Below are 26,497 nucleotides of genomic sequence, written 5' to 3'. Positions count from 1 at the left end.
AAGGGGATAATATCAATGTTCCGTCAGAGGGCAAGACTATCCCTATGGGATCTATTCTGTTTTTTAATCGCTAGTTGTTGTTAACACGATTCATTCTCCTCTAATTTAGGGAACCACTTAATTATTTATATTTATTTTCAAGATAATCTATGGCACTTTTAAATCGTTGTAATCCATCTATTATTTTTGAAGATGGGCAGCCTACATTCATGCGTAAGAAGCCTTTTCCATCCTTTCCGTACATTTCCCCTGGCATTATAGCTACTTTACCATGATGAATCAGTGCATTTTGTAGTTGTTCATCAGTATATGGAAGATTAGATACATCAATCCAGGCTAAATAGGTGGATTCAGGGATTTCTAAATGGGCAGATGGGATATGCTTGTTAAGAAATCCCTTTACTAATTCCATATTATTTTCAATATAAACGTTTAAGTCATCCACCCATTGACCACCTTTAAGATAAGCAGTCATTAATCCAATTGCACCTAGAGTACTCGTTGAAGAAAGTCCATCTTTATTCTTCAAGGTAACGAGAAAACTCTCCTTTAATTCTTGATTAGGAATAATTGCATAGGATCCTCCTAATCCAGGTGTATTGAATGTTTTACTTGCTGATGTACAAATACACACATGATCTAGATCTTCTGCAACTTCAACGATAGGAATATGCACATTAGGCTTCCTTACAATATCCATATGGATTTCATCGGAAATCACATATACCTGATGTTTTTTACAAAGAGCAATCATTTTTTTCAATTCTTTTTTAGTCCATACACGTCCAGTCGGATTATGAGGACTACATAATAGAAAAACTTTAGCATGAGGATGAGCAAGCTTTTTCTCTAGATCCTGAAAATCAATGGAGTACGTGTTATTTTCATAAAGTAGCTTGTTCCCAGAGAAAACCCGCTTATTATCTTCTACTAATTTAAAGAAAGCATCATAGGCAGGAGTTTGTACAACGACATGATCTCCTTCTTCTGTTATGTGTTCAATTAGCTTTGAAATCGTATAAATAACAGTAGGACTATATAGAATCCAATCCTCATTAACTAATGTAGAAAATCTCTTTTGGTACCATTGTTGAATTGCATCTTTAAACTCCTGATGATTCCATCTCGTATAACCAAAAATCCCGTGCTCTATACGCTTTCTTAATGCCTCAAGTATTTCGGGCGGGCATAGAAAATCTGTATCTGATATAGAGAATGGCAAAAGGTCCTTTTCTCCAAATCGATCTTCAATATAGTCCCATTGAGTACAATGGGTACCTAATCTATTTATTACTTCATCAAATGAATGTTTCATTTTAATCCAACCTCATCTTTATACTAATTTGTCCAATTGAGCTTTAACGGAAGCTACTTGCATTCCAATAATAACCTGTACATTATGTTTATCAAGTACAACAACACCAAGTGCACCACACTCTTTTAAGACGGGTTGATTTACTTTACTCATATCTTTCACGACAAGACGTAAACGAGTAATACAGTTATCTAATGACTCAATATTTTCTTTTCCGCCTAACGCACTTAAAATTCTTTCCTCATCATATTTCCCTTTTTTCTTATTAGTCATTACTTCTTCACCAATATCTTTGGTTATTTCTTCACGTCCTGGCGTTTTCAAATTAAATTTTTTAATTATATATCGGAATACTGTGTAATAAATAGCAAACCACACTATCCCTACAGCGAGTACTAAATACCATTTAGTATAGGTGCCCTGTAATACCCCAAAGATTAAAAAGTCTAATACACCGCCATCTGTGTTACCAATAACTACTCCAAGTAAAGACATAACCATAAATCCTAATCCTGTCATGAGTACATGAATTCCGTATAACACTGGTGAAACGAATAAGAATAAAAATTCAATGGGTTCTGTAATTCCTGTTACAAAAGCAGCAAGAACACCAGAAATTAATAGTCCTTTAATTTTTTTACGATTCTCAGGTCGAGCAGTATGATAGATCGCTAATGTAACTGCTGGTAATCCAAACATAAATGATGGCATTTTACCTTGGGATAAAAAGGCTGTAACTGAAGGACTAATTGTCTCTCCACTTTTTAACTGAGCGTAGAAAATATTTAATGCACCGGAAATTGTTTGGCCATCAACAATTTGCGTACCACCTGCTTCTGTAAAACGAATCATCGCAACAAGAATATGGTGTAATCCAAACGGAAGCAACAATCGCTCTCCAGCACCGAATAAGAATGGACCAAATGCCCCCGATTTTTGAATTAACAACCCTACTCCTGCAATCCCCAATGCAAATAATGGCCAAATGATTGGAAGTAAAATCCCAACAATCGCTAATGTCAAAGAAGTAATAATTGGCACAAAGCGTGCTCCTCCAAAGAAGGCAAATGCGTCTGGTAACTGAATATCGTAAAACTTATTGTGTAATAGATAAACGATAATCCCAACAATAATACCGCCGAGGACTCCCATTTCTAAGGTTTGAATTCCCATAACCATTCCTTGTCCAGCCTCACGTAATTTTTCGGCTGAAACAAGTTGATTAGTTTCCGTCAAATAGAAATTAATAGATAAATGCATGATCACATAGCCGGTAAACCCTGAAAAAGCAGCCACACCTTTTTCATACCTTACCAGTCCTAATGGAATGGCCATGGCGAATAATACTGGTAAATAGGTGAATGCAAAACCACCAATTGTAGACATAAAACTAAATAGAATTTGTAAAATAGGGTTTCCTAAAAACGGGATGGTATTAATCGTTGTAGGGCTTGTAAACGCACTGCCAATCCCTAGCATTAATCCCATGAATGCTAAAAGTGCTACAGGTAGCATAAACGTTTTCCCTAAACCTTGAAAGAACTCCCAAAAATTTGACTTCATGCCTGTTTTTTTCATACTGGACTCTCCTTTTTCTTATGGAAAGGGGAGGGACTTCGAATAAATCAGCTCCGCACACACCACCTTCACTAATAGGGAATCCAGAAAGTGGTGATTTTTCCATCATGATGTTGCGAGTAAACTGCTCTTGTAAGTCTTCTATAAACTTACGGGTATAGCATAGTATTATTAGCAACACCTTGCAATCGCTTTCATGCTTATTGTACACACTTACTTTTTTTGTAACGCGCTTACATACAAAAGCATAATTGCAATTTTAGCATCTCCTTCTTCTCAACAAACTCACTTCATCAAAAAGGCGATTTGAAGCCAGTTTGGGTTCTTCTTTATTAAGGTTCAAAGTCTCGTTCCCTTATCCTCCCATATAAAAAGGTTCTAACATATACTAAAAACCTATTAGTAGTATTGATTCATATATGTCAGGAGAATGAAATCCAATATAATGCTTAATGAAAATCTAGAACTCATATCTACCTCACCATAATACCCGTTTGTAATATGTGCATGAAAAGTTATATCAACCTCTTGTTGTAAACGACTATTTCGGTTGCCAATGACTGCAATTGTCTTTACGTTTCTCTCTCTTAATATATTCGCAAATTCTAGTATATGTAATGTTTCTCCACTATATGATACTAAAATGGCTAAATCATTTTCAGATAAACTATTGGCCACACACCTTAATTCATCCCAATCTTCACGTGCACTACATATTTTCCCAGAAAAGGTAAGTTTTCTAGCCGCTTCCACACAAGTTGGAAGTGATGCCCCAACCCCAAAAAACTCAACATAATTACTGTCTTTAATATATGCTGCAGCCTTTTGAATTTTTTTTTCATTAATATATTGTAATGTTTGCTCCATTTCTTTCTTCACTCGATCTATATGAATCAATAGCGTATTTGAAGAAATAATATTTTCATCATCTTGTTCTTGATCTTGATCAGCATATTTACTTAACGTGAATTTTAAATTTTGGAATCCATCGTAGCCTAACTGCTTACAAGTTCTACTGATCGTTGCAGTAGATACAAACAATTCTTTTGCAAGATCATTTACATTGCACTGAACTACATGATTCGGGTTTATTAAAATATAATCTAATACCTGTTTCTCTAATTGACTTAATTGACCTCTACGTTGAGATAGACGCTTTAAGAAAGTTTTCATAGTTCCTCCACATTTTATATTATCCTTTATTTTTTTAGCATATCCATAAATCGGTTCTGGTGCAAAAAATACTGTCGTCGTGTACACTGAGAATATTTATGAATAAAGTACGTGTTTCACGATGACAAAACCAGTAGATTTTATAGACTGACCCTAACTATTGAGAAGAAAAAAGCACCTAGGCTACCTAGTTCCGATACTCGTAGTCTGATAAAATCGATTAACCCGATACCGTCCAAAATGCTACATTCGGACGGTATCATTTTTTCTCTCTCGTTTCCCAAGCACTCCGCCACTTTGGCGTCAATCTCTCTGCTCATTGGCTTCCTCCTTAATTCTTGCGGTAATGTCTTTTCTATAACTACATAGATAACTTTTAAGCAAAATGGTAAATCTAAGAGTAAACATCCATTCGGAGGAATTTTTATGGTAAACAATGTTGCTTTACTTGACATAGCTAGTAGAACATTCTGTAGCTTTGTGGCTCTATTACTGTTAACGAGAATTCTAGGTAAAAAGCAACTTAGCCATCTTACTTTCTTTAATTACGTTACTGGAATTACGATTGGATCAATAGCAGCATCTTCTGTAGTCGACAAACATATTAACTTAATCGAAGCCATGGTTGCACTCATCTTGTGGTCTTTACTAACTGTTCTTGTTGAGTATATAAGTCTAAAATCCAATAAAACGAGAGTTATACTTGATGGTCAACCCACAATACTTATTAAAAAAGGAAAAATTATGGCAGATGCTTTAGCTCGGTGTCGAATGAACATGGATGACCTGAGCATGTTGTTGCGGGAAGAACATGTATTTTCGATCAAAGATGTTGCATATGCCATTTTTGAGCCTAACGGTCGACTGAGTGTAATGAAAACAAAAAGTGCTACTAGTGTAACGAGGGATGACTTGAAGATAAATAAAGCTGAGGTATCCATATTCCCTTCAGAATTAATCGTAGATGGTCATATTGTGGAGAAGAATTTAAAAGAATTTAACCTCAATAAGCAATGGCTCCTTCAAGAGTTAGACAAGCAAGGTATTAACTCATTACATGATGTGTTTTTTGCTGAGCTCCAAGAAGATGGCTCAGTAGTTATTGATAAGAAAGGAGACACTCATGAGTATAATTAGTTTCGCTTAATAGCCTTTATTTTCATGAATTTTCCCTCCTGTTTAACAAATTAGCTTTCGAAGAAGCTAGACTCTTTTTTATGTTTATCGCACGCTTGAACAGGTGCAGGAATATTCTTACCGCCCTCTGGATTCCTCATAAAAACAATACCGTTTGTAGTAGCTTCATTCTCATAATTTTTATAGCAACATTTCCCCATGAGCGTTTCAATAATCGGCTGTTCGGTCATTGTGCTTTCTCCTTTTTTTACGTGGCTCCATCTTCTCCACAATTTATTAAATAGGTAGAGGCCCATATCACTATACAGTTACTTACATATACTGTTTAGGCGAGTATCTATTGTGAAAGTAAAGAATATATGTAAGTAAATTTGGTTCCTTTTGAAGGGAGTAGTAGATATGTATCCAAGCCCGTCAGAAAAATTTCCTTACGAAATCCAGCCCGGTGATAACTACTGGCTGTTAGCTCAACGATTTAGCACACACGTAGATGAAATCATTGCCGCCAATCCAACCGTAAATCCCTACTACCTTTTTGTGGGTCAGGTTATTAGCATCCCTTTTGTACAACACTCCATGCCGGTTTCGTTCACAAGACCTGCAAACTATCTGTAACCACTTGATTGTTTTGAATGAAGACTATTACTCATGCTTGACTCCTCCTCTATTGTCATAATGACTTATACAATTCCTGTAAATGAGAATCATCCATGATCGGTTACTTCTACAATTAATCTGCGTTGGTTGCTTTTGTTGCTCCCGTTCCACTTGACGTTGTACGGCTACTGGAAGCTTGTCCTGCACCATAGGTTACAATTATTCATTTTCGGGGGAGTCTTCGATTGGTATCTTTCTTATACTCCCCCACTGTCAATTCATCTACCGCCCCTGCGTCTGTTTCGTCCGATAAAACTCATGGAATAGCTTCATCAGGGCTCTTTTCTCAATACGCGACACATATGAACGCGAAATTCCCAATTCACGGGCAATTTCTCGCTGTGTTTTTTCCTTGTCTTGATCTAGGCCAAAACGACCGATGATGACTTCTTTCTCACGTTCATCTAGAATATGAATATGTTGATAAATCTTGTTACTCTCCAACTTTAATTGCACAGCATCTACTACCTCGTCTGTTTCTGTACCAAGAACATCTATCAAGGTAATTTCATTGCCACTTATATGTTATCCATTACTTTAATCACTGTTATGACGATGCTAACTGGATTTAAATTAGGTATGTATTATTTGAACAAATCCTCTACAGGTATCCACCAGAAATCCTCATCGTTCTTTAGTTTGATCTGCTTAAAAGTAGTATCAAACTTTTCTACCCATTCCCACGCTGTTTCGATTACTCCCCTATCCCCTTTTGTTGCTTTCCACCAGTTGATCATAAGAGCATAGTCAAGATGACGTGAGTAGATATCCAATATCAGAACTCGGCTAGTTCATCTTCTTCAAGGATCAGCTTTTCAATCAGTTTCTTATCCTCATGAAGCTGAAATAACATCTGAGCATGTTCAGGTAAAAAGAATTTCGTTAAAAACGGATCAAGAATTTGGGAAGCTATCATATTTTCTGATATATTTATCTATACACTATTTCGCTAAATAATCATATTTTTCATTTAATACTAAATATTCCTATTAAATCTTCCGATATAATGATTGGATATATTTGTATATTCGCTATTAACTATATAAATATCGGGAGGATTAACATGTTATCAGTTTCTAGTGCTTCAAATTCTTACAAGCAAAATATGAACAGCGCAAGAGAAGTAATGGCTGTAAAAAATCAGCAAGAGCAACGTAAAAATGATCATTTACAAGGTAATATTCAAAATGATAGTGTACAAATATCAAAAGAAGGAAAACAATTGTATCTAGCCTCTTCAGCCAGTTCCAATTCATGGTGGGATGATTTAAAAGATACAGCTTCTGATTGGATTGATTCTAGTAAGAGATGGTTAGTAGATGCTGGTAATTTTTTATTAGACGCTGGCAAAGCAGGACTGGACTTCTTGATTTTAGATGATGTAAAAACAATTTTTGATCCAAAAGCTAGTGATGTAGAGAAAGGATTCGCAATTCTTTCTTTATTCCCTGCCGGAAAAGGGGCAAAGGCCGGTAAGAAAACGTACGACCTAATGAAAAAATACGGTGATGATGTAGTCGATCTTGCAAATGATGTCCTAAAAGGACGACAGAAGATTGGTAGATATTTTGTAAAGTCTAGAATCGATGAAGATAAAGTCATCTTAAAAGAGACAGAATAAGCTATGAAAAGCCCTATTATTCAAAGGGAAGCAAATAACTTGGTCGAAAAATACCTTAGAGGCCTAAATCCAAATAAAGGTTCAAGACCTTTATTTGTTGATGTACATGAACTTAGAGGAGAGGAAGGAGCAAGGGTATATTATAGAATGAAAGGGGACACTTTTGAGATTTTAGGGAAATCAGATAAGCATAATCAGCAAACGGTTATTGATCGCTTGAGAAAGATTTATAATTAAATATTTAGTAAAAGGGGTTCTATAGATGAATCAATTAAAGAAACATCAGAAAAAAAATATTTGGATTAGATCAGAAATTGGTGAAGGAGAGTTTGATCCCTGCGACGAAAATACAGATGTCATCGTAACCTTTCCTAATCGAACCAGATATGTTGCATCATTCTTTACTTATAAAAACATTGAAAGTATAAGACAACAGAATAGAGAGCATGGTGAAAATATGAATGGACTGTATTTCTGGTCTAGTGATATGGTGATAGTCGATAATATTAAAGCCGAGACAATTAAATCCATTATCGAACAATTAATTACAGAGGATAAATTTGAAAGTTTATTTACTAAAATTGAAGATGTATCCCCTGAATCTGATCATTTGTATGAAGAAGGATTCTTTGATTCTTAAATTTGAATCCTCAAAGATAAAACACCCGTTAGATACTATGAAGTGCACACCTTAAAGTAGACATTGGAAAAATCCCTAAGGTTAATCAATGAACTTTAGGGGTGCTCTTCAAGATTGATCAAAATGGATTCCTCAATTATAAATGATGACTCGATTTTTATAAAAATATTTGACGAAAACTGACGGTGTTTATTGTTCACTCAACATCCAAACGACTTTGAAGTTTGTTTCTTCTTTAATTTTGTGATTTACTTTTTTTCCATGACTGCAAAGTAATTTTTTTCATTATCAGCAAAGTTAAACACTCTACCAGAAGGCATACTTACAATTTCCCCGACTGTGATTTTTTTATCCGAAAAGTCTTTATATAACTTATCGAGATTTCCCGAGAAAAACATCATCGAAGGTGTATTAAGATTTAATTCAGGCTGCATTTTAGCAATTAATTCCTTATTGTGGAGAATGATACTCGTTTCTGCTTCCTTTGTTGGAGCAATTTCAATCCATCTTAACCCTTGGCCATTATCTTCTTCAGAAACTACGCTAAACCCTACTTTTTCTGTCCAAAATTGCAATGCCTCATCTTGGTTATTTACATATATCATAATTTGACCGACTTTATTAATCATTTTCTTCTCTTCCTTTCTGCTAGTTCAGTTAATATTGATTTTTTACTTTTGAGCATTCCATTATACTTTGGCATCAAAATCATATAACTACTTAATGATTATACCAAATGTAAGGCCTAAACAATTTTTGCCACGATTCAATTTTAATTCGTCTTAAAGCTGTTGGCGATCTAAGGCTTTATTACGGTTCGGACTTCTTCCTTTTGCCATTACATGATCACCACCACCTATTGAGTTTGTTTTGTTTTAAAAAAAATGCCATATGGGTACTACTTCTCCACAAAACAAACATCCCGCCCCACTTTTGACAAGTGAGAAACGGGATGTCATTTCATTAATTTTTGGTCTTTTAGAATTATCCTTTCGGACTACTCTCCAAAAATATTAAGCTAGTGTACATTAACTTGATATGTTTGAATAAACTTTCCATTTGTGTCATATGCAGTTACTGTTCCATTTGAAGCATCAGATGAAGCAAATAAATACCATTGTCCGCCTTGTTTTGCAACCCAAAGACCACGACCATCTACTTCATACCAGCCTACACCAGGTGAATACAACGATACCATTCCACCTTTGATAACATCAAATGCGGGTTTAATCAATTGTACTTGAGAGTTTGTTTCCTTTACAGTGTTAATCTCAGTAGCTGCAAAGGTAGGAACAGGAACGGTTAAAACCCCAGTAAGAACTGCAAAAGTAGATAATGATACTAAAAGTTTCTTCACTTTAAATCACCTCGTGTTTTTATTTGGAATTAAATTACATTTTTATAATAAATTAGAAATGTTTATCTGTATACAAATCCAGAATGAAACAGCAACAAATTATTATTTATTCAAATAATTATATAATTGTTAAACAGATTCTTTATTCGCTATCTCTCCAATAGAAAAGTCACCCGATTATCAAACAACCTGTTTTTGTTTCCATTTCTTCATTTATTTCAGTTTTTTTGCTGGTTTTGTTTTTATCTACACATTGTCCTGTAGTTATATTTACAGTAGGTGATAGCGTTACGGAATTGCTTTTGTTCGTACATTTATTTAGCTTCTCAAGCGCTGTCGTAACATCATCTATCGCTTTTGTAAGCTCCTTTAGTTCCTCAATCCCATTAACTTTAACTGTGATTGTTGTCGATGCCATGTTATCCCTCCATTAAGTTTGTTAAAAATGAAAAAAAGCACCGCAATCGGTGCTAGAGTTTTACATAAAAAATCTTTTTATTGTGGGATAAAGAATAAATACTGCAAAAGCAAAATTTATCATACTAGAAGTATGCTTTTTCTTTATGCTATCAAATATTCCATTGAAAATGAATAAAGCAGATATACCTAGAAGATAATTAACAATGTTACCATCAACCAGCAAATTTAATAGCATCAGTAATAATAATATTACTCTTGTTACTGTTTCTATTTTTTTCATTGGTCTGTTCCCCATTGTTGATTACGCCCCCTTTTATAATTATTAACCCGTACCACCTTTCAGCGATACGGGTTCTATTATAATTCTTTATAGGTTTCTAAGCCCTCAACTTCGAAGCTGATTTGTCACTTTCGCTGTGGTACTCGACACATTGATCATCTTTCTATGCATACCAGCTGGACATTAAAAAATCCACCCGATTTATCGAGTAGCTCTTTTTCGCTCATATTACCTAACTCTATGATGCTTAGTTTTTGTATCGGTAGTACTGATATTATCAACAAACTTCTTAGCATAATAAGTGCATCTAACACCGTTTTTATCTACTGTACGCCATGATAGGTCTGGTTCATCCATGGTTTGTAGACGCAATTCTTTGACATTTATCTTATTTAGAATTTAAAAAAGGTATAACTGGAAGATGGATCCTAGATGAAAGTAAGATCAATTGGGTTACTTCCTATTATCTTTTTAGCTCTTCTTCAATACTTTGTAGCTCCTGTATGTGTGTTCATCATTCATTCCCCCTCACCATCTGCTCATGGTATAATAGTTTTAGCGAACACACGTTTCTCCTGATGAGGGGGGGGCTTTTTTTATTTCTTCACATAATGCTTAAATAAAATATTAAAAGATGACACATGCTAAATGATATCGTGTGGATCAGATAACTATTGGATAAAGTAGTGATTATTGATGAATCGAATTTCGCTTCTTTTTCGAGCCATTGCAACTATTTTTCTCATTTTGATCATGTTTGAAGTAATTGGTTACCAGCCTGTTTATGCCGATCTTTCGCTACCGATTGTAGTTGATCAAGGGATCTATTGCATTGACGTTCACCCTCTGCAACACCAATTAATTGTTCGGAAATATGGTCAAAAAATAAAGACTTATCCTATCGCTGTTGGTAATCCGTCCACCCCTACACCTGTTGGAGAATACAAAATTGTATACAAAGGGAAAAATTGGGGACCAGCTTTTGGACCAAGGTGGCTAGGATTAAACGTCCCTTGGGGAACTTACGGCATTCACGGCACTAACAGGCCATATTCTATCGGACAACATTTGAGCCACGGTTGTATCCGTATGCGCAACAGAGACATCGTCGAATTATTCGATATGATTCCACTCGGATCAAAAGTTACGATTCATGGGCATATTTTGGGGGATCCGAGCCATAATCCGAGAGATTTAGCCGAAGGTGATGTCGGTGGAGATGTACAACTGATTCAATCCCGTTTGAAAAGCGCCGGATACTTTAATGGGAAATGTGATGGCAAGTTTCGCTCAAATACAACTACTGCCCTAAAAAAATTTCAACGCGACCGTCATTTGACACAGAACGGTGTCGTCTCAATTAAAGTATACGAAGAACTGGGATTGCTGGAGTAATGAACAAAGGGAGAGGTCATTACTCCAGTTTGTCTTGAACTTTTTACCCAAACCTTTTTTAGACCAATACGGTGTGTCGATATGCCACCCCACACCTTAGTTGCCAGTTAAATATCTGCCGTTCGGTCATTGTGCTCCCTCCTCGCCTTTTCGTACTAAGTGAATTTATCTCTTATCTGTTCCCATACCCACTCATTGAAGGCTTCTCCAATTTCTTCTTCTGTAGCGTCGTCCTCGAATTCGAACTCCTGCTCGTGGTTATCCCAGAATGGAATCCTTTTTTATGTCTAAACACAATTGTTATCTTTTTCATGCTATTCCCTCCACATACGGCGTAATATCCACGCCTTTAGCTTTTAGATAGGCTATGTTGGTAAATAATTTATTTCTAAAGATAAAACCTCAAGGCCTTGATTAAAGGAAAGTGTGGAAATAACCCATAATCGTATAAACAAACGTATTTCCATGAAGGTTCGTCCAAGCATTTTCAGCTATTTTCGATTACATATACAGTATGAAACAATGAGGAGGTGGAGAAAATGTCTTGTTGCTGTCGTCGCCGTCGTCGCCGTCGCTGTTGCAATTGCTTCCGTAGACGCCGTCGCTGTTGCGGTTTCTTCGGTAGACGCCGTCGTTTCTTCTTCTTCTGATAGGATTAACCCGATACCGTCCGGATTTAGGATTTTGGACGGTATCATTTTTTCCTCTCTTTCGCATCCCAAGCGACCCCGCCACTTTCACGTCAATATCTCTGCTCATTGGCTTCCTCCTTGCCTCTTTTTCTCCATCCTTTTTCAAGCTCTGTATTTATCCATCTCGTCAATTCTTCAAAGAAAACCCTCTGTGGCAATGTGGGCATGTTGGAAGCATCTTTTTTCCTCTGGATTGGCGTTCCAGATCCCGAAATGCCAGCATGTGTGGTTTGTAATTTACAATCTGTTTACGTTGTTCCAGAAGGTTCAGCACCTGGTCTCTCAGTTGCTCTTGTTCTGTAGCCAAATAGTACATAGCTTCATAAGGATCAACTGGTGCTCCACATCTGCCGCAATTTATTGCTCTATTCTGAGGATCGATAACAAAGGTTTTTTCAGTACATTGGCATCGTTTGTTACTATTCCTATTAATTCGAAGGACATCTATATCAACTATCTTTCCTGGAAGTTGGTTCATTGGCTTCCTCCCTTCTCCTCTGTACTCCGAGATATTTTGTTAAATTGATTTACAATACCAAATATTGTATATTTAATATGAAAGGTGGGTAATCAAATGAATAAGTTTGGTCGTTTCATGCTCTATTTTTTCAGTTTTTTATTCTTTCCTTTGGGTATTATTTTTTGGTTAGTTTTTTTATTAGAAACAGATTCATCAGTGAAAAAATTTGGACGAAATTGCCTATATTCTGCTCTCTATTCATTTGCATTATTTGTAACGATAGGTGTGATTAATTTTGTTGTTTCATGATTTATCCATTACAAAAACCGTTCTGCAAATCTTAGTTGTTGCTGTATATACGGATCGTCCTCTTTTCCTCCACTTGCAAACCAATCACCGATTCGTTTATTAAAATCATCCAGTACCTCAAGTGGAAGTTTTCCAGCGATTTTATTTATCTGCTCAGAATAAGACATTGCTCTCCTCCGTTGCCGTTTGGTTACATGCATGGTCAATTTGTATGTTAGAATTTACTAAAAAGATAAGTTGGTGAGTCTAATGAAAAAGAACCCTCTTTGGTTTAACGTCATTTCAATAATTGCCATTGTAATTACAATAGCTTCCCTTATAACCAGTGCTCCTTTCTTACGAATATTATCTATGCTGGGCTTAGCTGTTATCATGGCTTCTTTAGGGTCAATTGAGTTGAACAAAAACCGTAAGATGGCTTTTATGTTTTTTGGTGTTGCCTCATTTCAAGTTTTCGTATTGATTGATTCGATTTATGTTTTAGTAGCAAAATAACTATTAAGTAAAATCAGCTTTTATTTTGCTTGGAGTCCCCATGACACCACCCTTAACCAGCCAATTTCCGCATTTGCACTGAATTGACAGGGTATCGTAAAACTTCTTTCTTTCTACAATAGGCATCTTTGCTTCTTCAGAGCCGCAATTCGCACATTGTAGTGTAATCTCTCTCATATACTCCCTCCTTATCTCGCTGCACAATGTGAATATATCCTCTAGCTAACTAGTCTAATTCCCTGACACACTCAACGCAGACATTTTCGCTGTTTACTATCTCGGCATTTAGACACATTCGACATATGCCCATCACCTTAGTTGCCAGTGTTTCAATGATCTGCTGTTCAGTCATTGTGCTTCCTCCCTTGATACGTATTAATTGGATATACAAATCCTGAATAGCCGTCCATCACAATGATCTTTTTGTGTTATTATTAGTTGAAATAACTTATGGTAAGGTGGTTCTGATGAGAGTTTTAATGATATTAAAAAGAACAAGATGCATGTTAAACGAGTTGTTGGTATCCCTGGCGATACTGTTCAGTCTAAGGAAGATGTTTTATACATAAATGGAAAACCCATAGACGAACCATATTTATCAGAATACAAACTGAAAGAAAAACAGGATGGGAATCAATTTACATATGACTTTGGTCCTTTTACAATTCCTCAAGAAAGTGTGTTTGTACTTGGTGATAATCGGGTGAATAGTGCGGACAGTCGGGAATATGGGCCAATTGAAATCGAGAAAATTAAAGGTAAGATGATCAAGAAATGGTCTAATCCTTAGCAAGCTTAAAAGGCTTGTTTTTTTTTGCCACGATTGCTAGGGTTAAGCTTCTTCAGCATCGTGTGTTGTGTTAAATGTCATCCCATTGGATAGATATTTAAAAATAAGTAAAACCTAGAACATAAAATAACTAAACGTCTGTTATCCTTTAGTAAGCATTAAATCGTAGGGTGGTGATTATAATGGACTCAAAACAACGTTCTGCAAAGGATGAACCAACGATAGCCCCAAGTATCAACGGTCATGATCCACTTGAAGAAAAAGCGAGCGCTGATGAAGTAGAAAATGGAGAGTATACTTCTGTCACTAAGCTTTTTCTTGATCGCACTCCAGAAGATTAGAAAGGGGCCCAAGGAAACTTGTGTCCTGACACTAGATTTCATGCTATTTATTTGAAAATGTTTTAGATAAAGACCTATCTGTTGACGTGCATATCCTTCGTTCGCCATTTGTTCTCACTCCTACTGGATATAAATGTCATGTATTATTAGTTTGTGTTCATCTTTCAGGATCTCCCTCGGGCTGCTCACCTGGGGGAATTTTTGTAAGCTTGTACACCACGCCCAGATTGGGCGATCATACCGAAATACCTTTGGCATGAAGTGATTTGATAATTGCCCAACCTGCATTGTGATAATCCCGAAGCACTTTCTCTTTTTCCTCCTCAGTCATTGGAGGTGGAGCTACAATGTTCACAATTGTTTGACCATCTTGAATTGTCATATCGTATTTCATTTGGTCATCACCCCTTGATCTATCTATATGAGGTGAAGTGGATGGGACTACCTAGTTGATATTGACATTGGATTCACTCTTTCAAGCTTTTTGTGTCATTTGGACGCATTTATCATCAAAAAAAGTCTCCAATCGAAGTTTAATGCTGCCACATGAAGCAGGAAGACGCGAACCGGACAATGAGACTCTCCATAAACTCGCTGATTTTTTTAATGTGTCTATTGACTATCTATTAGGAAGATCTGAAGATACAAGCAATAGAGTTTTAATAGACCCATTTATCTCTGTCCTTAATGACCCGACTTTATCAGAAGAAGACAAAGATATTATCGATCGTATCCGTAGTCTCCCCCCAAGCAAAAAACATCTTGTAAAAGAACTTCTTAAAGCTTTTGAATCAGAAACAAAAAAATAACGATCCATCCTTTTTAAGAAGACAGGATGGCTTTTAATTATTCTTTATACGTTTTTGCTAACTGCTTTCTACTTGTTAGAATAGTCTTAATTGCTACAACGTCGTTTGATGCAAAAATGAAATTCTCTTTTCTAGTTTTAGTCATCTCACAACCCCCAGCAAAATAATAAAAGGGCCTATCTTTCTTTAAAGTTCAACACTACTAAATTTTTTTGAATCTTATTAGATGTTATTTTTCAGGAAAATGAGTTGTATAATTTAATCTAAGTAAAATTTTAACATGTAAAATGTAGTAAATTCACTTATTTTCATACGTACGAAAAATGGTTGAACAAATTGAAAAACTTACATTTTCACAACAAAAAAGAGAGCCAAAAGGCTCTCCTGATCATTATTTTTTATTTTTAAGAACTTCCATTATTTTATCTATATAAGGTCGTGCAACGGTCGAATACACTTGGTTGTTGCCTTCTGCATAAATGATATTTTCATCCCTAGCAAACTTCACAAGCAAAACATCCTTTGTATCCAAATAAACGATACAATTGCTTTTTCTGTAAATAACAGGAAATATCGGCATTAGTTTCAGCTTTCATTTTTGAGCAGTTCTTTGGGTGGCTTTGGTTGATGCACCATAAATGCTGATGCAGTGCTAACGAAGAAGTTTGCCATCAAAGTCAATGTTGCAGAAACAGAACGAGCTAGTCTTATTCTCATGTCATTCACCTTCCTCTGTTAATCAATGTAATTGATTGTATGAAAAACGCTTTTGATAAAATAGGAGAAAGAAATAAAAAGTTACTTAATACAATAATAACAGATACACCCTTTAATAGTGAGTATTTTTCCTTAGGTATTCTTGAGTGCCCCTCTATGTTGCTAGGAGCATACAGTATAACTAATAAGAGACTTAAAGCTAATAAAATATAATTCATTCCTGAGGTGATTGGTATATGAGGTAAAATAACAGCAAATGAGATTGAAGTAACTGTACATAGGTTTGCTGATTTAAAATGAAAGCCACCTGATACCATTCTCAAAAGTGAAAACGATAATATAGTTATACCTGTTTCTACAACTTTTCCGGTTAATTGCCCAATTATCAAAGATATAAGAACAACAATTGCAGTATTTAGGGAAATGATTAGTGCGAATTTCATCACTTCCTCGTTTACCTTATCGTCTTCACTTGCTATTTTTATACTTCTAGCAAGCTTCTCAGCTAAAGAATCGATCATTTTTGATATCCCTTTCTTTTGATAAATAGATTAACGCTCCTAATATACCTAAAAAGACTAGTGATATGAATGCGAATTTTCCTCTTGCAAATATCCAATAATTAAAAAAACCAAATAGTACAACAGCAAGGCAGACAGTTATTAGTAACGCTAAGTTGTATCCTTTAAATTTAATGCGAACAAAGCAGGTTGGAATAAAGCTAAAGCCAAAATTCATTCTTCGCAATCCAAGACTAATTAATAAAGTTGGAACGATAGTTGTTATCTGCAACAGATAACCAGATTCCGAATCTAATCTAATATCATTCAAGGACAATACAATAAAACTACTTATTATCGTAAATGTTATATATTGAAACAATCCATACATTAGATAAGATGTTACAACCATTACAGAGGCATAGAAAATAGGTATTCGACATATTACCCAGAACAAAACAATTAACCCTAACAAAAGAATTAATGGAGCAAAATCATTTATTTTTAAAAATGCCCTCAAGTAGTGCGAAAAGAACGTTATAATCAAACTTAATACAACAATTTCAATAAGATATTCTTTTAATTCAAATCTGAATAAAGCAAACATGAGAGTAAATATCGCCAGATACTCAAATAAAGAAAATAGATAAAAAAGAATTGTTTCAACCATATTTCCCTCTACACACCCTTCTGGTTTTTAGTGCAAAACTACTATGATTGTAACAGTCTTCGCCGTTCAATATCATCTTTTTCTTCCTATTTTATAATCAGATATGAAAATAGTTTTTTTGTTTTTTCACCTAAATGGTAATTATCCTGATAAATCTGTTTATTCATGCCAATAATATGGTATTATAAGAATAGAAGCTTGAATATAATAATAAAGACCGCAGGTTGCTGGTAACACCTACGGACATACAATAGACTGTCCCTTCAAAGGGATGGATCGTTTTGGCAATGAAGTAGATCACTAAGCTGGGAGGCTCAAGAGTGATCTACTTCTTTTTATGGAAGATAAAAACAGATTGATTGAAAGATGATAGTATCTGAATAAATCACAGAAAAGGGGAGGACTGATTCGTTTGGTGAAAAATTATATTATATTCGGAGCTAGCAAAGATTTAGGAGACGCATTTGTCAAAGGGTTACCCAATTCTGGAGACCAGGTATGGATTGTCTCCAGAAGCAGACCTAAAAGCTTAGACTTAAATGAAGGAATTCAGCGAATATGGCTGGAAGTTACGTGGTATAACAAATGCTTTGCGAGAACATGTTAGGAAAGATGGAATTGCTGTCACTTGCATCAATCCAGGTGAACTAGCGGCGGAAATCCCATATGAGGCTGGTGCTGAAAAAGCCATTTCTGAATATAACGGCACACGGATTCCAGTCCAGGATATTGTCTCTTTAGTCAAATGTGTTGTGAACTTGTCAAAAGTTTCTTGCGTCAAAGAGATTCATGTACCAGCCATAACAGATCTAAATGCTTGACGAACATATGACACTAGTAATGCATGAATAAATTAGTCAGGCTTTCTCTTGCACTTTATTTCAAATCCACATCATATATAAGCATACACTTGTAGTCCTATACGGTGATGTATTAAGATTATTATAGTGGGAATCCTTAAATAATTCTGCTTTTTGGGGGTGTTATATGGAACGCGTCGCCATGTATCTACGTAAATCACGTGCTGATTTAGAAGCAGAATCCCGTGGTGAAGGGGAAACCCTTGCTAAACATAAAAAGGCTTTGCTCAAGGTTGCAAAGCACTTGAATTTAAACATCATCAAAATACGTGAGGAAATCGTCTCTGGTGAAAGCCTCCTCTACCGTCCAGAAATGCAGGAGCTTCTAAAAGAAGTGAAAGATAAACAATATGATGCCGTTTTAGTTATGGATATGGATCGCCTTGGACGTGGTAATATGCAGGAACAAGGCTTAATTTTAGAAACTTTTCGGGAATCTAAAACCAAAATAATAACTACGCGCAAAACATACGACCTCGATGATGAGTGGGACGAAGAATACAGCGAGTTTGAAGCATTTATGGCACGTAAAGAATTGAAAATCATTAATCGTCGTTTGCAGGGTGGACGTATCCGTTCTATTGAAGAGGGCAACTACATAGCTACACGTCCCCCGTATGGCTATTTAATTGAGAAAAAAGGAAAAGAAAGATACCTTGTTCCTCATCCAGAGCAAGCACCCGTAGTTAAAATGATCTTTGATTGGTATGCGCATGACGATTATCAGCATCGCTTAGGAGCAAGTAATATCGCCAAGAGATTAAATGAGATAGGGTTTAAAACCTATACAGGTATACCGTGGGCTTCATCCTCTGTTTTAACCATTATCAAAAATGCAGTTTATATAGGTCGTATCCAATGGCAGAAAAAACAATATAAAAAATCTACAGACCTTACCAAAAAGCGTGTTACTAAAAACAAGCCTCCTGAGGAACAGATTGATTCCCAAGGAAAACATGAACCTCTTGTTTCCGAAGAATTATTTAATAAAGCCCATGAAATTTTAAAGAAAAAATATCATGTACCTTTCCAGCTTGTAAATGGTATTACTAATCCCCTTGCAGGGATAATCAGATGTGATATGTGCGGATCTTCTATGGTTTACAGACCGTATGGAGATAAGCCAGCTCACTTAAAATGCTATAATCAATTATGTAAGAATAAAAGCAGCCGTTTTGATTATGTTGAAACCGCTGTGGTAGGAAACTTAAAGAAATGGCTTAAACAATACAAAACCAATTGGGATGAATATAAAGAGCCTGAGGCTCCAAATAATTCGATTGAGTTAAAAGAGACGGCTTTAAAAAGCTTGCGTCGAGAAGCTGATGAATTAGAAAACCAAAAAGCTCGGCTACACGATTTCTTGGAAAGAGGAATCTACAATGAAGAAACTTATCTTGAACGTTCTCATAATTTAGCCACACGTACAGAAGTTGTCAAACAAGCGATTCATACAGCAGAGCAAGAACTCAAAATAGAAATACAGCGTAACAAAGCACAACATGACATCATTCCAAGAGTTGAACAAGTGATAGACCTTTATGAAAAGACTGACGATCCTGCCGAGAAGAATGATTTAATTAAGTCCATATTAGAAAAGGCTGTTTATCGAAAAGAGAAGTATCAAAAGAATGATCAGTTTGAAATTACTCTATATCCAAAATTGCCATAAAAGAAGCCACTTAGATGGATAACACCTAAGTGGCAATTCATTTCCCTCTTTATCCATTCCAATCGGATCGTGCAGAGATACATCCTTCTTGGTTTTCTTCAAACTACGTAGATGCATTAGGATTTCTATTCTAAAGTCATTAGTGGTGCGCTGGTTAAAATGTATAAATCTCTACACTGTCCTCGAACACCCTCACTTCTCTGACAATGTGACGAATAATTTCCTGTTTGTCTTCGAAGGTCATTTCCTCTCGTCCTTTATTCAAATAATATTCCGCTGCTTCCCTTAGTAGGTTCTGGCTGTGCTTATTACTCGTCCGATGCTGAACAGATTCATTAAGGTCGGCGAGTTTATTTGTTATTTCCTCTTCTCTTTCCTTCAGTTCGCGGAAGGATTGGCGGATCTCTTCTTCGGATATGTCCATCCCTTGGGAAAATAAAGTAAGCAGGCGTTTTCTACCGGACTTGGCTTTTTCAATTTCTGTTTCCAGTCTGGATATTTCTACTTCTTCTAATGAAACACTTTTATCATCCTGCACCACTTCGCTTGCTGCTGCAATTTCATTTGGTTGGTCCAACCAAGCCATAATTGTTCCCCATACCTCGTTCTCCAAATCCTCAGCTTTGATTTTTCTACCACAACCAGTATTTTTTGCACCTGAGAAATTTTTCAGATCAGTATATTCAAGTACATGCTTTCCCCAGTTTTTTGTTCTTCTTCCCGTCATGGTATTGCCGCAATCTCCACAGCGTACTATTCCACTTAAAAGATACTGGTTATGACTCTTTTTTGCCCATCTACGCCGTGATTCTTTTAGTAATTGCTGTGCGTGTTCATATGTTACTTTATCTATAATCGCAGGGCAAGGGATTTGAATCCACTCTTCTCTCGGGCGTACTCTCATTGGGACACGATCATCTGGGGCCTTATGCTTGTTACCTAGCATTCCCTCCGTGTTCCAACGATTTTGATAAAACTCTCCAATATATGCGCGATTCAGAAGTATCTGACGAACCACTTGACGATGCCACACATTAGCTCCACGTTTAGTCGGAATTGTCTTTTTTGTAAGGTAATGAGCGATCCCATTTATCCCTTTTACGAGATCGTTTGGTTTTGTGAATAAATCGAATATAAGCCTCACGATTTGGGCTTCGTTTTCGTTAATAACCATCTGTTCATTTTCTCTATTAAAGTCGTATCCATATACTTGAAAGTCCCGCAACACTTTACCTTGCCGAGCTTTTTGTCTTCGTCCTCGGCTCATGCGTTCTGTTATTTTCGCTTTCTCGAATTCTGCAATTGCACCGCGCATACTGTAAAACAGATTACCTTCGGGCGTTTTAGCATACTCACCGTTAACGAAGACCAATTCCACACCGCGCTTGTCTAACTCATCTGTAATAATAAGTTGGTTCATAAGTTTACGCGAAAGTCGATCGGGATCTAAACAGATGATTTTCTTTATTAGCCCATCTCGGGCATCCTGGCGCATTTTCGTTAGTGCTGGGCGGTCGAGGAATTCCCCTGAAATCCCCTCATCTACATACTCTAAGATCTCATCTGTCTTCGCCTTCTTTCGGCATTCGGCTACCTGGTCTTTCAAGCTGAACCCTTTCTTGGCTTGCTCTTCTGTACTCACCCTTGCGTATACTCCGATCATCTAACCTCTCCTTTCTGTACTTTTCTTCCAGATAAGCATAGCAGGATAGACGTATCTTTTCAGTTGAATCGCCCTCAATCACTTTGATATGCACCTATGCATCCCCCCCATAAAGGTTATGCAGGATCTGCTTGTCTGCTTTCGAAAAAAATAAACCCGGTCGGATTAGACTTGATAACCTGCTCGAAAATAAAAGAACAACATGAAATAAGATCATCGTTTTATAAAAAACAATGATCTTATTCCATGTTGTTCATGTATTATTTTCAGACCAGAGTCGACTGCTCACTACCTACTAATAGATTAATTTTTTCATATGTGATAACCTCATTTTTGTTGTCTCCAAATTTTCTAACCACAGGTGTAGGATTTTGATTAAAATTCATACTTAAGCTTTGGTTAGAATAGTGGCCAGCCGGATCAATATAGTATTTAAAATCAATTATTTTTTCTATATCAATATCCGCATAGGCAATTCCTTCTGTCTCTGCTGGAATCATTTCACTAATTGGTTCTCCATCTGGTCCATAAATACAAGTATGCCCACTCTTAAATGTATTGAAATACTCTTTTTGTTCTTGTGTTAAACAAATCATATCTTTCATCTCTTCTGAATAAATGGATGAAGTCATTAATACAAAAGTTTGAGTAGAAATTGCATAATATCTACTTGAAATTTCATCATCAAAATATCCTGGCCAAGAAGCTACGTGAACTTGTTCATTTTGTGAATTCATCGCAAGAAGATCTAATGGTACTTGATGTTCCCAACACATAAGTCCACCCAAATTACCGATTTCTGTTTCAAATACAGGCATTAAGCTTCCACTTCCATCACCCCAGATAAGTCTTTCAGCAACAGACGCTCTCATCTTTCTATGTTTTCCAATTAAATCTCCATTCGGATTAAACCATAATTGCGCTAGGTATAAAGAACCCCCGTCCTTTTCACTACAAGAAATACAAACATAAGTTTTATTTCTTTTGGCTGCTTCACTTATTTTTTGAATCGCTAGGCTTGGAATTTCGACTGCATTTTTATATAGTTCATGATAGAATTTTCTTGTATATTCTGGATGCCCAATAAATGCAAACCAAGGATAACCTGGAAGAAATGCTTCTGGAAATGCAACTAACTTTGCACCATTAGATGCAGCTTCATCAATTAATTTACAAGATTTCTCAACCGTTGCATCTAAATTTAAATATATTGGTGCTGCTTGAACAGCTGCTGCACGGTATTTAGGATATTTCTTCATCGTAATTCCTCCTAATTGTAATTTTTTATCCCTTAACTTTTCTAATGAGTTAGAATTGTTCCTTGCATTACAAATGTTATCATTTACTAAATTTGGTGTAACCATCCAGTTGGTTATTTTTTTATCCATCCACTTCATCTTTTACATAATTAATGTTCAGGGGACGCCCTAACACGATCAAACTCAAGAATATCGGTATCACCAGAACTTAGATTGTACAAAGCTGATCCCAATACAAAAAGGCACCCGATTAGGCACCTCCATCTCGTTAGCCGTATATTCAACCATTAAAAATTCGTCCGTATTGATAATTCTACTGAGTTGTTTCAACCGTCCATTGACACTCTTTGGAATTGGGATCCCTTTCTGATTGTTAAAATTTACTTTTATAAAATTGATCGATCTGTTGATAGATGCGCCCCCTCATACCTACGTACTGTGGTGCGTTTTGAACTCTTTCTTTACCCTCAAAACGTACTGTCGGGGTATTGTTATCCCAACTCTGTCCAATGCGTTTTTGTTCGTGCATTTACTCAGTTTCTCAAGCGCGGTTGTATAAAACAAAAGACCTTTTCCTCATAAAACTAAAGAAAAAACCCACGATTATCGAGCAACCATCTTTGGATTTGAGTCAATATCCTGGACACAAAAAAGCGGTCGATGCCGGTTGAGTGCTATTCTTAAAGAGAAATGAAGAAGGATAATGTAAGTATTGGAGATGTAAAAATAAAATTTGTACAAACGATAATAAATGAAATTATCTTCAGTAAGGGGTATTTTTCTCTTGATACTCTCACTTCATCAAAGACATTGTTTGGAGCTAGCAACAGAACTAAGACCACTGAAATTATATTTAAGATCAGAGTTATTAACGGAATCATAAGGATATGCGGTATAGACACCATAATACCTACTGTGACTACTACACACCCGTCTAACGACTTTAGATGATACCCACCCGAAAATGCTCTCAACAATATAAAAGAAAACAACGCTATAATTGTATCGGCTAATTTATCAAATAAATAACCAATTAAGGTTGAAAATATCAATATCGACAAAAAATTGAGCATAACCGATATTGAATAGCTCAATACCGGAACGCTACTTGTTTGAGGGTTTGCCTGATTAATTAATATAGCGAGTCTCTTTGAAATCTTTTCAACCATAATAATCTCTCTTTCGTAACAACCAAAGCAAAATAGCTAGAGGGATTAAAACATATGTAAGAATAACATATGGTCTTTCCTGATTTACAATTAGCACGTACAAAAGACTTATTAGAACAAAGGCAGCCAAAACTATCGCCGCAATAATTCATACAGTAAGCTTGGTCATTTTTGTTTTGTATGCCGTATTGTGTGGCGGTTGAATTATAAAGCTATAACCCATGTTTAATACTTTTATCATCCATGCAATGAAGAAGATGATCAGATCGGAAAGAATTTGTAATAAATAGGTTCCTACTTCTTGAAACTGTTCTAAAATATTATGTCGGATTGCATCAGTAAGTAGTAGGATATAAATTGAATTCCAATAAAGGATAAGCATCCAGCAGTATGCTTTTTAACCTTGCGTTACTTATTATAAGTTTTCGGCGATCGCTGCTTATCTTTCTCCTACAAAGCATGGTATTCATCTATCAGCCGACGGGTAGACTGATAGAAAAATGTACTTATGGTATCGAAAAGTACAAAAAAGCTGATAGGAGTTTAAATGGATGGATAATGCACAGCTAAAACGATATGTAGAGCACTTAAGCATAGAAGGTAAAACAGAGCCAGAAGTGATTACGGAATTGGCGAAATTAACTACACAAAATAATATAGCTCATGAAACGCATTGTTAACAAGCAATGGGAGCAAGAGCATATAAAAAGGGAAATTTTCACTAAAATGTACGAGATAGAAGTTCTCGAAAGCTTGTTGAACTAATCGATGGCTTTCTGTTATCTGGACCTTTATCTTAGCTTTGGTTAATAACAATTAGAAAAGCAATAGGAACAACTAGTATGATCAATATAATCAAAAAAACGCACCCTTTTGGATGCGTAAAGTCTGTAGCTTTATAATATTATTTTTTCTTAGCAGGTTGTAAATCGATCAGAACAGGCTCACCGGCCGCAAACGCTACCCCACTTACTACCTTTATGTTCCAACACGTTGACATTCCCAGGATTCATTTTAATTTGTTTTATTTTTTAATTTTGCAGGATCAATTTGAATTTGACCTTTCCAAGATCCAGCTGCTTTTCCAATTCTATTTATATCTACATCTAACGTAAGTGGTTGATTAAAAGATTCTTTATTACTTTCAAATACAACAAACGTAACGACACCCTCTGTATCACGAACGCCTACAGCGTCTAATTTTTTTCCTGCTGCCATTAATTCAAACGGTAAACCATCTGTACCTTGAATTTGTTGTCCGTTTACCTTTCCATCACTTTTAAGATCTAATCCAGTTGTATCAAATTCATACGGTACTAAACTTCCATCATCTTTCTCAATTGTATAATGAACAGATATACGTTGATCTGCTACATATAATTCTTTGAAATGTACAGTAATACCTTGATCAGTTATCTTTTCACTAATAGGCGTAAATTGACCATTTTTTGTCATATCTTGTGTTACATCATTTTCTACCATTCCCTCATTTACAACCGTATCATTTAAAACTACATTAGAAAAATAAGAGGCAATATTAGCAGCCGCAGCTTGTACTTGTGGAATCATTGCTGTTGTAAAAAGTCCTGCCACTGCTGCTGCTGTATAAACTAAACGTTTTGATTTTTTATTCATGTTTGTAAACATCCCTTTCTTCTTCTCTATTTTATGATTTATATCAGACACATTTTTTAACTGGGAATGGCTTTCGAATGTTTTCCACGCTTGTTCTACATCAATCTTGACTTCTTGTGTTGAATGTATACACTCTTCATCAAGTATCAAATTTTCCCATTGATTTAATTTACTAATTTCTAGTAATGATTTTTGACACTCTTCACATGTATCTAGATGTTGTATTAATTTCTTTCTTGTATCAAGAGAAAGTTCTCCATCTATATATGCTTGAATTAACCCAATATCATAACAAGTCATTTGTTATACCTCCTCCATCTGTTTATAAATCTTGCGGAATTTTGTTTTGGCTCTTACCAATAATGTTCCAATAGAAGATAGGTCAATTAGAAGTACTTGTGCAATTTCTTTATACTGAAATCCGGAAAATTTCATTAATAAAACAGTTCGATCTTGATCGCTCATTTTTCTTAAAACGATTTGTACCTTTGTAATCTCCTCCTTTCGTATCCATTGATCATCCAGTGATGAATCATTTCGTGTTTCTTGATATTGCATTTCTTTATCTATTCTGGCCTGATGTCTTTTTTCAGAACGTAAATAGTTATAAGCTACATAAGTAGAAGATTTAATAAGCCATCCAGGTAAGTTTTCAATTTGTTTCCAATCTGTCCGATATAATTGTAAAAATACTTCTTGCGCTAACTCTTCAGCCATAGTTTGTTTTTTGATAATCCATAATATCTGTTTTACAACGTAAACATAGTATTGTTTAAACAAATCTTCAAATGTTACATCCGAAACATGTCTCTCTTCACTTATAGTTAACATTTAAGTTAAAATCTCCTCTCATTTGATGCCTGCATTATAGAGAAACCAGAAA

Annotated in this window: 29 protein-coding genes and 4 pseudogenes; 11 read left to right on the top strand and 22 right to left on the bottom strand. The window is 35.8% G+C overall.

Annotation, left to right across the window (positions count from 1 at the left end):
• Positions 1-121 precede the first annotated feature (121 nt).
• The 4 genes from EEL30_13250 to EEL30_13235 all read right to left on the bottom strand — a co-directional run bounded on the left by EEL30_13250 (position 122) and on the right by EEL30_13235 (position 4,386).
• The gene (locus EEL30_13250) at positions 122-1,315 is read right to left on the bottom strand and encodes a pyridoxal phosphate-dependent aminotransferase (protein QDX93186.1); all 1,194 of its coding nucleotides are present in this window, start codon (positions 1,313-1,315) and stop codon (positions 122-124) included.
• A gap of 18 nt (positions 1,316-1,333) precedes the next feature.
• On the bottom strand, positions 1,334-2,893 hold the full coding sequence (locus EEL30_13245) for a PTS maltose transporter subunit IICB (GenBank protein ID QDX93185.1): 1,560 nt from the start codon (positions 2,891-2,893) through the stop codon (positions 1,334-1,336).
• A 399-nt stretch (positions 2,894-3,292) separates the two neighbouring features.
• Complete coding sequence (locus EEL30_13240; protein QDX93184.1) at positions 3,293-4,066, bottom strand: MurR/RpiR family transcriptional regulator; 774 nt, start codon at positions 4,064-4,066, stop codon at positions 3,293-3,295.
• 140 nt (positions 4,067-4,206) lie between these two features.
• Positions 4,207-4,386: a hypothetical protein gene (locus tag EEL30_13235; GenBank protein ID QDX93183.1), complete on the bottom strand. Its 180-nt coding sequence runs from the start codon at positions 4,384-4,386 to the stop codon at positions 4,207-4,209.
• 106 nt (positions 4,387-4,492) lie between these two features.
• On the opposite strand from EEL30_13235, the gene EEL30_13230 reads away from it, so the two are divergent.
• Positions 4,493-5,203, top strand: coding sequence for a DUF421 domain-containing protein (locus EEL30_13230; GenBank protein ID QDX93182.1), 711 nt, complete (start codon positions 4,493-4,495; stop codon positions 5,201-5,203).
• 50 nt (positions 5,204-5,253) lie between these two features.
• On the opposite strand, the gene EEL30_13225 is transcribed toward EEL30_13230, so the two are convergent.
• Positions 5,254-5,433 (bottom strand): hypothetical protein, encoded by a 180-nt coding sequence (locus tag EEL30_13225; GenBank protein ID QDX93181.1) that lies wholly within the window; start codon positions 5,431-5,433, stop codon positions 5,254-5,256.
• Between the two features lie 169 nt (positions 5,434-5,602).
• On the opposite strand from EEL30_13225, the gene EEL30_13220 reads away from it, so the two are divergent.
• Complete coding sequence (locus EEL30_13220; GenBank protein ID QDX93180.1) at positions 5,603-5,818, top strand: LysM domain-containing protein; 216 nt, start codon at positions 5,603-5,605, stop codon at positions 5,816-5,818.
• A gap of 264 nt (positions 5,819-6,082) precedes the next feature.
• Here EEL30_13220 and EEL30_13215 read toward each other — a convergent pair.
• A pseudogene (locus EEL30_13215) lies at positions 6,083-6,376 on the bottom strand (sigma-70 family RNA polymerase sigma factor).
• Positions 6,377-6,444: 68 nt separating this feature from the next.
• Positions 6,445-6,773: pseudogene (locus EEL30_13210) on the bottom strand (YolD-like family protein).
• A gap of 150 nt (positions 6,774-6,923) precedes the next feature.
• Here EEL30_13210 and EEL30_13205 point away from each other — a divergent pair.
• Positions 6,924-7,718, top strand: a pseudogene (locus EEL30_13205) (hypothetical protein).
• Positions 7,719-7,743: 25 nt separating this feature from the next.
• On the top strand, positions 7,744-8,121 hold the full coding sequence (locus EEL30_13200; protein QDX93179.1) for a hypothetical protein: 378 nt from the start codon (positions 7,744-7,746) through the stop codon (positions 8,119-8,121).
• 248 nt (positions 8,122-8,369) lie between these two features.
• Here the strand turns inward: EEL30_13200 and EEL30_13195 are convergent, their stop codons facing one another.
• The 4 genes from EEL30_13195 to EEL30_13180 all read right to left on the bottom strand — a co-directional run bounded on the left by EEL30_13195 (position 8,370) and on the right by EEL30_13180 (position 10,193).
• The gene (locus EEL30_13195) at positions 8,370-8,750 is read right to left on the bottom strand and encodes a VOC family protein (protein ID QDX93178.1); all 381 of its coding nucleotides are present in this window, start codon (positions 8,748-8,750) and stop codon (positions 8,370-8,372) included.
• A gap of 389 nt (positions 8,751-9,139) precedes the next feature.
• Positions 9,140-9,478 (bottom strand): hypothetical protein, encoded by a 339-nt coding sequence (locus EEL30_13190; protein QDX93177.1) that lies wholly within the window; start codon positions 9,476-9,478, stop codon positions 9,140-9,142.
• Positions 9,479-9,647: 169 nt separating this feature from the next.
• Positions 9,648-9,896 carry a hypothetical protein gene (locus EEL30_13185; GenBank protein ID QDX93176.1) on the bottom strand — a complete coding sequence of 83 codons (249 nt, stop codon included), beginning with the start codon at positions 9,894-9,896 and terminating at the stop codon, positions 9,648-9,650.
• Between the two features lie 60 nt (positions 9,897-9,956).
• Positions 9,957-10,193, bottom strand: coding sequence for a hypothetical protein (locus EEL30_13180; GenBank protein QDX93175.1), 237 nt, complete (start codon positions 10,191-10,193; stop codon positions 9,957-9,959).
• Between the two features lie 678 nt (positions 10,194-10,871).
• Between EEL30_13180 and EEL30_13175 the strand changes: the two genes are divergently transcribed.
• A complete protein-coding gene (locus EEL30_13175; GenBank protein ID QDX93174.1) occupies positions 10,872-11,573 on the top strand; it encodes a hypothetical protein in 702 nt (233 codons plus the stop codon).
• A gap of 501 nt (positions 11,574-12,074) precedes the next feature.
• On the opposite strand, the gene EEL30_13170 is transcribed toward EEL30_13175, so the two are convergent.
• Positions 12,075-12,332: a hypothetical protein gene (locus EEL30_13170; protein ID QDX93173.1), complete on the bottom strand. Its 258-nt coding sequence runs from the start codon at positions 12,330-12,332 to the stop codon at positions 12,075-12,077.
• Between the two features lie 60 nt (positions 12,333-12,392).
• Entirely contained in the window at positions 12,393-12,743 is a 351-nt protein-coding gene (locus EEL30_13165) for a hypothetical protein (GenBank protein ID QDX93172.1), read from the bottom strand.
• Positions 12,744-12,839: 96 nt separating this feature from the next.
• Here EEL30_13165 and EEL30_13160 point away from each other — a divergent pair, with 96 nt between their 5' ends.
• The 4 genes from EEL30_13160 to EEL30_13145 all read left to right on the top strand — a co-directional run bounded on the left by EEL30_13160 (position 12,840) and on the right by EEL30_13145 (position 15,469).
• On the top strand, positions 12,840-13,034 hold the full coding sequence (locus tag EEL30_13160) for a hypothetical protein (protein QDX93171.1): 195 nt from the start codon (positions 12,840-12,842) through the stop codon (positions 13,032-13,034).
• A 249-nt stretch (positions 13,035-13,283) separates the two neighbouring features.
• Positions 13,284-13,529 (top strand): hypothetical protein, encoded by a 246-nt coding sequence (locus EEL30_13155; protein QDX93170.1) that lies wholly within the window; start codon positions 13,284-13,286, stop codon positions 13,527-13,529.
• Positions 13,530-14,028: 499 nt separating this feature from the next.
• Positions 14,029-14,319 carry a signal peptidase I gene (gene lepB / locus EEL30_13150; protein ID QDX93169.1) on the top strand — a complete coding sequence of 97 codons (291 nt, stop codon included), beginning with the start codon at positions 14,029-14,031 and terminating at the stop codon, positions 14,317-14,319.
• Between the two features lie 877 nt (positions 14,320-15,196).
• Positions 15,197-15,469 (top strand): XRE family transcriptional regulator, encoded by a 273-nt coding sequence (locus EEL30_13145; GenBank protein QDX95760.1) that lies wholly within the window; start codon positions 15,197-15,199, stop codon positions 15,467-15,469.
• A 585-nt stretch (positions 15,470-16,054) separates the two neighbouring features.
• Here EEL30_13145 and EEL30_13140 read toward each other — a convergent pair.
• The 3 genes from EEL30_13140 to EEL30_13130 are packed head-to-tail and all read right to left on the bottom strand — an operon-like array spanning position 16,055 to position 17,356.
• Positions 16,055-16,186 (bottom strand): cyclic lactone autoinducer peptide, encoded by a 132-nt coding sequence (locus EEL30_13140; protein QDX93168.1) that lies wholly within the window; start codon positions 16,184-16,186, stop codon positions 16,055-16,057.
• A 5-nt stretch (positions 16,187-16,191) separates the two neighbouring features.
• Positions 16,192-16,707, bottom strand: a complete 516-nt coding sequence (locus EEL30_13135) for a post-translational modification of quorum-sensing peptide protein (protein QDX93167.1) — start codon at positions 16,705-16,707, stop codon at positions 16,192-16,194.
• Complete coding sequence (locus EEL30_13130; protein QDX93166.1) at positions 16,688-17,356, bottom strand: hypothetical protein; 669 nt, start codon at positions 17,354-17,356, stop codon at positions 16,688-16,690. The genes EEL30_13135 and EEL30_13130 overlap by 20 nt, the downstream gene beginning before the upstream one ends.
• 412 nt (positions 17,357-17,768) lie before the next feature.
• On the opposite strand from EEL30_13130, the pseudogene EEL30_13125 reads away from it, so the two are divergent.
• Positions 17,769-18,177, top strand: a pseudogene (locus EEL30_13125) (hypothetical protein).
• Between the two features lie 166 nt (positions 18,178-18,343).
• Positions 18,344-19,888: a recombinase family protein gene (locus EEL30_13120; GenBank protein ID QDX93165.1), complete on the top strand. Its 1,545-nt coding sequence runs from the start codon at positions 18,344-18,346 to the stop codon at positions 19,886-19,888.
• 154 nt (positions 19,889-20,042) lie between these two features.
• Here the strand turns inward: EEL30_13120 and EEL30_13115 are convergent, their stop codons facing one another.
• The 6 genes from EEL30_13115 to EEL30_13090 all read right to left on the bottom strand — a co-directional run bounded on the left by EEL30_13115 (position 20,043) and on the right by EEL30_13090 (position 26,445).
• Positions 20,043-21,551 carry a recombinase family protein gene (locus tag EEL30_13115; protein ID QDX93164.1) on the bottom strand — a complete coding sequence of 503 codons (1,509 nt, stop codon included), beginning with the start codon at positions 21,549-21,551 and terminating at the stop codon, positions 20,043-20,045.
• Positions 21,552-21,817: 266 nt separating this feature from the next.
• On the bottom strand, positions 21,818-22,810 hold the full coding sequence (locus EEL30_13110; protein ID QDX93163.1) for a carbon-nitrogen hydrolase family protein: 993 nt from the start codon (positions 22,808-22,810) through the stop codon (positions 21,818-21,820).
• A 680-nt stretch (positions 22,811-23,490) separates the two neighbouring features.
• The gene (locus EEL30_13105) at positions 23,491-23,979 is read right to left on the bottom strand and encodes an accessory regulator AgrB (GenBank protein ID QDX93162.1); all 489 of its coding nucleotides are present in this window, start codon (positions 23,977-23,979) and stop codon (positions 23,491-23,493) included.
• A gap of 148 nt (positions 23,980-24,127) precedes the next feature.
• Positions 24,128-24,361 (bottom strand): hypothetical protein, encoded by a 234-nt coding sequence (locus EEL30_13100; GenBank protein ID QDX93161.1) that lies wholly within the window; start codon positions 24,359-24,361, stop codon positions 24,128-24,130.
• Between the two features lie 632 nt (positions 24,362-24,993).
• Positions 24,994-25,914 (bottom strand): DUF4179 domain-containing protein, encoded by a 921-nt coding sequence (locus EEL30_13095; protein QDX93160.1) that lies wholly within the window; start codon positions 25,912-25,914, stop codon positions 24,994-24,996.
• A gap of 3 nt (positions 25,915-25,917) precedes the next feature.
• On the bottom strand, positions 25,918-26,445 hold the full coding sequence (locus tag EEL30_13090; protein ID QDX93159.1) for a sigma-70 family RNA polymerase sigma factor: 528 nt from the start codon (positions 26,443-26,445) through the stop codon (positions 25,918-25,920).
• Positions 26,446-26,497 lie beyond the last annotated feature (52 nt).

The organism is Brevibacillus laterosporus (genome assembly GCA_007833815.1).
GTDB lineage: Bacteria > Bacillota > Bacilli > Brevibacillales > Brevibacillaceae > Brevibacillus_B > Brevibacillus_B laterosporus_D.
The sequence above is the reverse complement of the archived record's forward strand: the minus strand, read 5'-3'. Positions and strand labels throughout refer to the sequence as shown.